This is a genomic window from Burkholderia sp. 3C (assembly GCF_054589155.1).
In genome coordinates this window covers 58178-66969 of the sequence record NZ_BAAILN010000084.1, presented here as the reverse complement: position 1 = coordinate 66969, position 8792 = coordinate 58178, and the positions used below count along the sequence as shown (strand labels likewise).

The 8792-nt window shown below is 67.4% G+C and carries 8 protein-coding genes and 1 pseudogene; 5 read left to right on the top strand and 4 right to left on the bottom strand.

Going from position 1 to position 8792, the window contains the following annotated elements; translation table 11 throughout:
- Positions 1–297: 297 nt before the first annotated feature.
- Complete coding sequence (locus ACYP33_RS14665; protein ID WP_459622552.1) at positions 298–1230, top strand: thioesterase domain-containing protein; 933 nt, start codon at positions 298–300, stop codon at positions 1228–1230.
- 12 nt (positions 1231–1242) lie between these two features.
- Here the strand turns inward: ACYP33_RS14665 and ACYP33_RS14660 are convergent, their stop codons facing one another.
- The gene (locus ACYP33_RS14660) at positions 1243–2874 is read right to left on the bottom strand and encodes a carboxylesterase/lipase family protein (RefSeq protein ID WP_459622550.1); all 1632 of its coding nucleotides are present in this window, start codon (positions 2872–2874) and stop codon (positions 1243–1245) included.
- Positions 2875–3075: 201 nt separating this feature from the next.
- On the opposite strand from ACYP33_RS14660, the gene ACYP33_RS14655 reads away from it, so the two are divergent.
- Complete coding sequence (locus tag ACYP33_RS14655; RefSeq protein WP_459622548.1) at positions 3076–4065, top strand: 2OG-Fe(II) oxygenase family protein; 990 nt, start codon at positions 3076–3078, stop codon at positions 4063–4065.
- Between the two features lie 348 nt (positions 4066–4413).
- Entirely contained in the window at positions 4414–5598 is a 1185-nt protein-coding gene (locus ACYP33_RS14650) for a sugar transporter (protein ID WP_459622546.1), read from the top strand.
- Positions 5599–5628: 30 nt separating this feature from the next.
- Here the strand turns inward: ACYP33_RS14650 and ACYP33_RS14645 are convergent, their stop codons facing one another.
- From ACYP33_RS14645 to ACYP33_RS14635, 3 genes and pseudogenes are all read right to left on the bottom strand, one after another.
- The gene (locus tag ACYP33_RS14645) at positions 5629–6201 is read right to left on the bottom strand and encodes a PAS domain-containing protein (RefSeq protein ID WP_459622544.1); all 573 of its coding nucleotides are present in this window, start codon (positions 6199–6201) and stop codon (positions 5629–5631) included.
- A gap of 59 nt (positions 6202–6260) precedes the next feature.
- Positions 6261–6362: pseudogene (locus tag ACYP33_RS14640) on the bottom strand (peptidase M19); the annotation flags it as partial.
- Positions 6363–6376: 14 nt separating this feature from the next.
- Positions 6377–7726 carry an MFS transporter gene (locus tag ACYP33_RS14635; protein ID WP_414447191.1) on the bottom strand — a complete coding sequence of 450 codons (1350 nt, stop codon included), beginning with the start codon at positions 7724–7726 and terminating at the stop codon, positions 6377–6379.
- Between the two features lie 266 nt (positions 7727–7992).
- Between ACYP33_RS14635 and ACYP33_RS14630 the strand changes: the two genes are divergently transcribed.
- Together ACYP33_RS14630 and ACYP33_RS14625 are read left to right on the top strand one after the other, a co-directional pair.
- Positions 7993–8232 (top strand): FeoA family protein, encoded by a 240-nt coding sequence (locus tag ACYP33_RS14630; protein WP_414439652.1) that lies wholly within the window; start codon positions 7993–7995, stop codon positions 8230–8232.
- A partial coding sequence (locus ACYP33_RS14625) for a FeoB small GTPase domain-containing protein (protein ID WP_459622541.1) occupies positions 8232–8792 on the top strand: 561 nt, incomplete at its 3' end. The genes ACYP33_RS14630 and ACYP33_RS14625, both read left to right, overlap by 1 nt.

The window sequence follows — 8792 nt, the reverse complement described above, 5'->3', positions numbered from 1 at the left end:
CACCATTTACGCGCGCGTCGACAATCCTCGCCGGCACGCCGCCGCGCCCCTTGCGCAAGGGGCTGCGGGCCATCGGGCGGGGGCGGGCAGACGCCGTTCGAATGGATAAACGGATACGTTTGCGTCGCGCAATATGATCGACGTTGGGTTCATTTCCGGTGCATGCCGCATATCATTTTCATCGAATCGCGATAGCCTGCTTCAACTCGCGTGTGACGCCGCCGTGACGATGCGTCGAATTTCATAAAGCGATTATCCTTACCTGCCTATTCTTTTTCGATTCCTCGGCCATTCAGCATGACGATTTCAAAATACCTGGTCCCGGTTCGCGGCGCCGGCGAGTTGCCGCCCGAGTTGCCTCCCTTGTATCTGGTGCACAGCATCGCGGCCGAACTGAGCTGGCTGTCGCCGCTGGCCAACCAGTTGCCGAAGGCGCAGCCGATCTATGGCTTCTCCGCGCCCGGCCTGAACAGCGAGGCGCCGTTCTTCCACAGCCTGCCGGAGATGGCCGCCGCCTATCTGCACGACTTGCGGCAGGTGCAGCCGCGCGGCCCGTATCGGCTGGGCGGCTATTCGTTCGGTGGCACGGTCGCCTTCGAGATGGCGCGCCAGTTGGGCGAGGTGGGCGAGTGCGTCGAGCTGCTGGTGCTGGTGGATGCGTTCGCGCCCACGCCCGGGCTGGTGCGAACGCTGAGCCGTTGGGCCGACGATGGCCTGCTGCTGCAAGTGGTGAGCAATCTGTTCGGACTGCATTGGAAATCGCGGGAGCTGCTGCCGGCCGGCCGTTTGCCTCGCGGCGATCTCGCCGCGCAGACGGAGATCGCCACGCGCCACTTGCTCGAGCATTGCACGATCCCGCACAGCTTCGAAGTGCTGCGCGGTTATCTCACGCGCTGCCAGGCCGTGATGCGTCAACACGCGGCCCTGCTTGCCGCGTATCGTCCGCAGCCGTTCGGCCCGTGGCCCAACCCGCCGTTGCGCAGCGTGCTGTTGCACAACACGCGCGGCCTGATCGCGCGGGGCAGCGCATTGCGCCTGCCCGAACTGCCCGACGACGAGCGCGATCCGCCGCATGGTTGGGAGGCCTGGCTGCCGACGCCGCCGGAGCGCTTCGCGATCGATTGCGAACATTTCATGCTGGCGCGCGACCCGGCGCTCGGCGAGGTGGCGCGCGTGTTGCAACAGGTGTTGCGGATCGACGCCGCGTCGATGCCGGCCGCACTCGCGTGAGGCCGTCCCGGCTCAAGCGAAGATCGGGCGGCCGGTGCTGAGGCTGATGAGCTGGAGTTCGGGCGCGCGGGAGAGCGGGGCGAGCCGCTCGTCGGTCGCATCGAACTGCATGACGCTCGCGGCCGCCGGATCGAAGCGCGGCCAGGACGGCAATTGCGGCCCGTTCGGGTTGCCGTTGCGCGCGAAGTGGGTCCAGTAACGCGACATCGTCTCGGACAGGCGCAGATCGGCGGCCGTCGTTTGCCACGGGTTGGCGCGCAGCGTGCGCATCGCGTAGGCGATCTCGCTGCCGTGGAACGCGCCGAGCGTCGACGCCGGGCCTTCCAGGTAGATCTTCCCCTTCGGCAGGCTGGGCGCGTGGGCGAAGTGATAGAAGTAGACCGGCTGCCCCGAGGTCTGCCGGTTCAGGCTGGCCCATGCCGCGGTGTTCCAGGTCAGGGTCTGGTCGGCGAACAGCGCCTTGCCTTGCGCGATGGCCTGCAGGCTGGAATTGGCCGGGTAGAGCGCGTTCGCCGCCGTGGCGTAGTCGCCATAAAGCTGGCCGATCTCCTGTTGGAGCCCGGCCGGCGTGTCGCCGCCGATTGGCGGGAAGACCGAGCCTTCGTTGAGGTTGAAGCCGGCCAGCAACGGCAGCTTGTGCTGCTGGCCGGCGGCGAAGATCTGGTACGGATCGCCGGTCAGCACCCAGCCGTCGACCGCCGGATTGAACGTGGGGCCGGTGCCGCCGGCCTTCACGAGTTGCGACACCGGCAGCGCGCGCAATTGCGCGAGGTTGGTCGCGCCGAGTTTTTGGGCGAAGCTCAGGCCGGTTTGCTCCACCTGCGCGAGCGGCTGCAGCAGGTCGAGACTGCCGTAGCCGATCATGCCGGCGCCGCTCTGGCCGATGGCGCGGTGGAACAGGCCCTTCGACAGCGGCGACACCATCTGGTAGCTGACGCTGAACGATCCCGCCGATTGCCCGAACAGGGTCACGTTGCCGGGGTCGCCGCCGAACGCGTGGATGTTCTCGCGCACCCAGCGCATCGCCGCCTGCTGGTCGAGCAGGCCGTAGTTGCCCGATACGCCGTGCCCGGATTCGGCGCTCAGCTCCGGGTAGGCGAAGAACCCCGGCACGCCGACGCGATAGTTGAACGACACCACGATCACGCCCTGCTGCGCCAGCGCATCGCCCTGATACAGCGTGCTGGAGCTGGTGCCGTATACCCATTCGCCGCCGTAGATCCACACCATCACCGGCAGCGGGCCCGGGCCGGCGTTCTGGGGCACCCAGACGTTGAGGTAAAGGCAATCCTCGCTCATCGGCTGGCTCGGGTAGTAATAGACAGAATTGCGCGAGGAGGGCGGCGCGCAAGGGCTGGGGCCTTGCTGGTCGGCGCGTCGCACGCCGTTCCACGGCCGCACCGGTTGCGGCGGCCGCCAGCGCAAGTCGCCGACCGGCGGCGCGGCGTAGGGAATGCCGAGGTAGGCGCGTACGCCGGCGCTGGGGCTGGGCGCGCCGCTGATCAGGCCGCCCGTGACGGGCAGCGGTTCGTGCGGGGTGAAGGTGCGCGTTGCCGCCCGGCCGATGGCGGGAAGGCCCAGCGCCAGCGAGCCGCCGAGCGACGCCTTCAGAAAGGCGCGACGATTGAAAGGGGAATGGCTCACTGACGCTCTCTCGTTGATTGATGTTGTTGGCTGCGCGTGGCTTGCTGCAAGGGCAGTCGGATTCTACAATCGCCCCGGCGTTGTTGCGAGCCCGTTTGCGAACCTGTTTCGTGGTGGCCCGCGCGACAGCGTGCGTTGCGCCCGCAACGCTTTTCCCGAAGGCCGGCTCCTTCGATCATCCGCCCTTCAAGCGACTCTGGAATGACGATTCTCGAACATCTCGACCCCCAGCCCGACGCGGCCTGTCGATCCGCCCCCGACCGGGACGCGCAGGCGGCCGTGCTCGGCGACTTGCCCGATCTGTGCGACCTGCGCCTTGATGCGTTGCCCGAGCGCCCGATGGCGCGGGCCTCGCTCGTGCAGCAGGCGCTGCGGTTCGACGATCCCGGCGGCTTCGGGCTTGCCTGCGAGTCGGGCTTCTTTCTGTTGAGGATTCCCGAGGGGCTCGATCTCGCGCCGACCGACCGGCTCTGCGCCAATTTCTTCACGCCGCATGCCGGTGACGCCAGCGACGCCGGTAACGCGTATCGCGGTTTCCGCAGCCTGGTGCTCGACGATGGCTACCAGGGTTATTTCGACCGCCCCCACGATCAGCTCGAAAGCCTGTTCGTCAGCGACACCGGCTGGCACGCGCATCTGCCGCCCGAAGTTGCCGCCACCGGCCGGCGCATGGCGTCCATCGCGGACGACATCCTGCGCTGCGTGCTGCGCGGCATCGGGGTGTCCGAGGGCGAGATGGCGCGCGTCACGGGCGGCGCCGCCGACGGCGCGGGCCACCACATGCTCGGCTTCAATCATTACCGGCCGGAGAAGGCCATGCGCGGTTCGAAGTTCCACCGTGATGGAAGCTGGGTGACGCTGTTGCGCAGCACCGAGCCGGGCCTGGTGGCGCTGATCGACGGCGAGCTGTTCGCGATCCACGCCGATCCGGGCTACCTGATCGTGAATTTCGGCCGTGTCATGGAAGTCCTGACCGAAGGCCTGGCGCGGCCGGTGCGGGCCAGCATCCACGGGGTGACGCGTACGGCGGGCGAGGGGGCGGGCCGCACGTCGTACACGATGTGCAATTACTCGCGGATCGATGCCGACGTGTACGGCTACGAGGCAGGACGCGCCGTGCGGCGGCAGTCGATGCGCGAATACGTGGCGCAGCAGGCGCAGCGCAGTTACGACGACCTGAACGCGCTGTAGGGCCGGCGCGGGATGCGCATCCAGGGGTTTCGGCGGGCTGGCCGCCCGCCGATCCGCGCTCCGCAACGTGTCGATCCGTCCGCCAGGATCGCATCGCCGCCGGCACGAACCACCGCGAGCGCGCGACGCCGATCATCGATTTGATCTGCATCCCGAACCATCGGACGGCGAATTAAAACGCCGCGCCCGATCATCGCGCTTCATTCGTTCGATGCTGCCAACCCCCACCCGCAGTATCATGGACAGCGTTTTGCGCCCGTTTTTCTCCGGCGTGCCCCGGAAACGCAGTCCTCTTCATCTTCCGTGGACCGTGCTGCTGCCCCTGCAACCGCTCCCCGTGATCCATCGATGGCAAGCTACGACTTTTCGAATTTCAAGCGCCCCTGGTGGGGCGTGCTCGCGCTGGCGGCCGCCGCGTTCGTGTTCAATACCACCGAGTTCGCGCCGGTCGGCCTCCTGAGCGACATCGCCGAGAGCCTGCACATGCAGCCGACCGACGTCGGCCTGATGCTGACGATTTATGCCTGGACGGTCTCGCTCACCTCGCTGCCGCTGATTCTGATCGTCAGCCGGATCGAGCGCCGCAAGCTCCTGATGCGCGTGTTCGCGCTGTTCATCGTCAGCCATGTCGTGACGGGCATCGCGCCGAACTTCACGATCCTGATGATCGGGCGGGTCGGCATCGCGTTCGCCCACGCGATCTTCTGGTCGATCTCGGCCGCGATGGTCACGCGGCTGGTGCCGCCCGACGATCGCAGCCGCGCGCTCGGCTTCCTGTCGGTCGGCACCTCGGTGGCGCTGGTGGCGGGCGTGCCGATCGGCCGAATGATCGGCGAGGCGCTCGGCTGGCGGCTGACGTTCCAGGTGATCGCCGCCGCGGCGACGGTGGTGATGGGCGTGCTGTGGGTGACGCTGCCGCCGCTGCCGAGCGAACGGGCCGGCTCGCTGCGCAGCCTGCCCACCTTGCTTCGCAATCCCAAGTTGATGGCGGTGTACGCGATCACGGTGATCACGGTGTCGGCGCACTTCGCCGTGTACACGTATCTCGAGCCGTTCGTGCGGCAGGTGGTGCACGCCAGCAACGACCGCATCACCTATCTGCTGGTGCTGTTCGGCATCGCCGGCCTGCCGGCCGCGATGTGCTTCGTGCGCTTCTACACGCGGCAGCCGGAGCGCTACCTGTTGGCCGTGGTCGCGATGCTGGCGGCGGCGCTGTTCATGCTGTTCCCGTTCTCGCTGTCGATCGGCACGCTGTCGCTGCACGTGCTGCTGTGGGGCGGCTTCATCATTTCGTTCGGCCTGGCGATCCAGTCGCAGGTGCTCGAACTCGCGCCCGATTCCACGGATCTGGCCGTGTCGCTGCTGTCCGCGCTGTACAACGTGGGGATCGGCGCCGGGGCGCTGTTCGGCAACCACATCGCGAACCAGTTCGGCCTGCAGTGGCTCGGCACGTTCGGCGGCGCGCTGGCGGTGCTGTCGGTGGGGATCTGCTGGCTGTCGATGACGCTGAGCCAGCGCCGCGCGGCGGGTTGATCGGGAGGTCGAACACGGGCTGCGCAGGCTTCAGGCCAGCAGCCGGTCGATCAGGTCGGAGGTGGCCCGCACGTCGTATTTGCGCAGCAGGCTCGCGCGGTGAATGTCGACGGTGCGCGGGCTGATGTTCAGCTCCTTGCCGATTTCCTTGCTGGTCAGGCCGTGCACGACCAGCGCGGCCACGTCGCGTTCGCGGTCGGTCAGCGTGCCGGCGGCATCGGCGCGTTTGGCGCCGTCGGACAAATCGGTGAACGTCCAGATCGCCAACTCGAACGGCCGCTTCGGGTTGTAGCCGAAGCCGCACACGGTCACCCAGAAGTGGCTGCCGTCCACACGGCGCATGATGCGGTCGTCGCTGAAGCCTTCACGCTTGGCGATCAGCGGGCCGAGGCGCTGGCCGGTGGCGGTGAAATCCTTCTGCTTCGGATACAGCTTGGAAAACGACTGGCCGACGATGTCGGCGCGCGTCGCCTTGAACAGCTCCAGCGCGCGCGCATTGCATTCGACCATGATGCGCTCGCGCGCCACGATGACGGCCACCGGCAGATGCAGGAACACGCTCTCGTAATCGAGGCTCGGCATCGTGTCGGCGGGAGTCGGCATGGCGGGCAAGGGGGATGAGCGAGGCTCGGCAGGGTGCCGGGCGCTGCGCGATTCTAACGCGCGGTCACGCCGCCCTTGCGCATGTCCTCGAACACCGATCGTTCGAACTTCGAAATGTTCAGGCCATCGATGATGATGCTCGAATCGTGAAGCGTGCTCATGTTCCGTGCCTCCGTCAAAGGGTGCGTCCGAGGGGATGCCGGGCCGACGCGGCGGGGCTCGCGGCGCCGACGTCTTCCAGCGCGCTCTTCGAGGTTTCCCGAAGCGCGAGGCCGCCCACGATCGCGAGGATCGCGATCGCGATCAGGTAATACGCGGGCGACAGGTTGGTGCCGGTGGTGGCGATCAGCCAGGTGGCGACCAGCGGCGCGGTGCCGCCGAAAATCGTATAGGCGAGGTTGTAGGTGATGGCCGAGGCGGTGTAGCGGGTTTTCGTCGCGAACACTTCCGACATCAGCGGCGCGGTCACCACGCCCGACAGCACGGCGCCGATCGCCAGCAGCGCCACGCCGAGCAGCGATTGCGCCAGCACGCCCGAGCCGCCGAGCGAGAACGCCGGATACACCGACACCATGATGAACACGCAGGTGGTGGCGATGGTGGCGCGGCGGCCCACGCGATCCGAGAACCAGCCGGCCAGCGGGCACAGCGCGGCGGCGAACAGCAGCGCGAGCACGGTCACCAGCAGCGCGGTGCTGCGCGACAGGTGGCCGGCCACTTGCAGGTAGGTGGCGAAGTAGGTGGTGAACGTGTAGAACGACAGCGCCGTGACCGACACGAACGCGCCGAGCTTGACGATGTTCCACGATTGCGAGCGCAGCGTTTCGGCCAGCGGCGCGTGCGCCACCTCGTGCTTGCCTTCGAGCGCCTGGAACGCGGGCGTTTCGTTGAGGTTCACGCGCAGGTACACGCCGATCAGGCCCACGGGCGCTGCGATCAGGAACGGCACGCGCCAGCCCCAGTCGATCATCGCCTGCGACGACAGCGACGCTTCGAGCAGGTAGGCCACCACGGCCGCGCAGGCGAACGACGAGAAGGTGGACACCGGCACGAAGCTGCCGAAGAACGCGCGCCGGTCGCGCGGCGCGTGCTCCATCACGTAGGCGCAGGCGCCCGCGTATTCGCCGCCGGCCGAGAAGCCCTGCACGCAGCGGATCACCGTGAGCAGCAGCGGCGCCCACCAGCCGATGCCGGCGTAGGTCGGCAGCAGGCCGATCAGCGTGGTGGAGCCGGCCATCAGCAGGATCGTGAAGGCCAGCGTGCGCTTGCGGCCGATGCGGTCGCCCACCACGCCGAAGAACAGGCCGCCGAGCGGGCGGAACGCGAACGCCACGGCGAACACCGCGAAGGTTTTCAGCAGCCCGATGGTCGGGTCGCCGCTCGGGAAGAATTCGCGCGTGAGGATGGTGGCGAGAAAGCCGTAGGCGGCGAAATCGAACCATTCGACGAAGTTGCCGATCGACGCGGCCGCGATGACGCGGCGCAGCGTCCGGGTGTCGACGTCCTGGGTGGCCTGAGCTGACATGGTGCTTCTTCCCCTGTAAATGTCGGTGTGGTCCGATATCAAAAACGAGGGTAGAGACTCAAAATACCTAGGTCCATACGTGTCAATTACCTAGGTATTCAGGTGCAGATCGATGCGGTCAAGCTGGCCGGTCGGCCTGTTGAAACCGGCCGTCAGCCGTTTGTGTGCGACAAGGTGGCGCAGGGTAACCCCGTGTTCCGGGTTGGCGCTGCGGGGCGGTTCGGGCATGATATTGAGAATTATTATTATTTATGTTCCCTGCCGCAATGCTCCTTTCCGATTTGCCCAAGAATGCCTCCGCGACCGTCGTCGCCGTCGCCGATGTCACCCAGCCCGATCCCATTGCCCAGCGCCTGCGCGATCTCGGTTTCGTCTCCGGCGAAGCCGTGCGCGTGGTGGCGCACGGCCCGTGGCGCGCCGATCCGGTGCTGATCCAGATCGGCTCCACGCGCTTCGCGCTGCGGCGCACCGAAGCCGCGCGCGTGACGGTCGAGGGCGTTCGCTGATGAGGGCTCCGTCGCTTCGCATCGCCCTGGTCGGCAACCCGAACTGCGGCAAGACCGCGCTGTTCAATCAATTGACGGGTGCGCGACAGAAGGTCGCCAACTATGCCGGCGTGACCGTCGAGCGCAAGGAAGGGCAGTTCCAGGCGCCGTCGGGGCGCACGGTGCAGGTGCTCGACCTGCCCGGCGCGTACAGCTTCGATTCGGCCAGCCCGGACGAACGCATCACGCGCGACCTGCTGCTCGGCCGCTATCCGGGCGAGGCGCGGCCCGAACTGATCGTCTGCGTGGTCGACGCCACCAACCTGCGGCTGCACCTGCGCTTCGTGCTGGAGGTGCGGCAGCTCGGGCAGCCGGTGCTGGTCGCGCTGAACATGATGGACGAGGCCGCGCGGCGCGGCATCGCGATCGACGTGCCGACGCTCGAACGCGAGCTGGGCGTGCCGGTGATCCAGACGGTGGCCATCAAGAAGCAGGGCGCGGGCGCGCTGATCGCGGCGATCGATGCGCACCGGCCGGTTGCGGCCGAACCCGCGCAAGCGATGCAGGCCAACCATGCCAAC

Excerpts from the sequence above, each read along its gene's own strand:
- ACYP33_RS14665 (WP_459622552.1), top strand. The coding sequence starts at position 298 with ATGACGATTTCAAAATACCTGGTCCCGGTTCGCGGCGCCGGCGAGTTG.
- ACYP33_RS14655 (WP_459622548.1), top strand. The coding sequence starts at position 3,076 with ATGACGATTCTCGAACATCTCGACCCCCAGCCCGACGCGGCCTGTCGA.
- ACYP33_RS14650 (WP_459622546.1), top strand. The coding sequence starts at position 4,414 with ATGGCAAGCTACGACTTTTCGAATTTCAAGCGCCCCTGGTGGGGCGTG.
- ACYP33_RS14645 (WP_459622544.1), bottom strand. The coding sequence starts at position 6,201 with ATGCCGACTCCCGCCGACACGATGCCGAGCCTCGATTACGAGAGCGTG.
- ACYP33_RS14635 (WP_414447191.1), bottom strand. The coding sequence starts at position 7,726 with ATGTCAGCTCAGGCCACCCAGGACGTCGACACCCGGACGCTGCGCCGC.
- ACYP33_RS14630 (WP_414439652.1), top strand. The coding sequence starts at position 7,993 with ATGCTCCTTTCCGATTTGCCCAAGAATGCCTCCGCGACCGTCGTCGCC.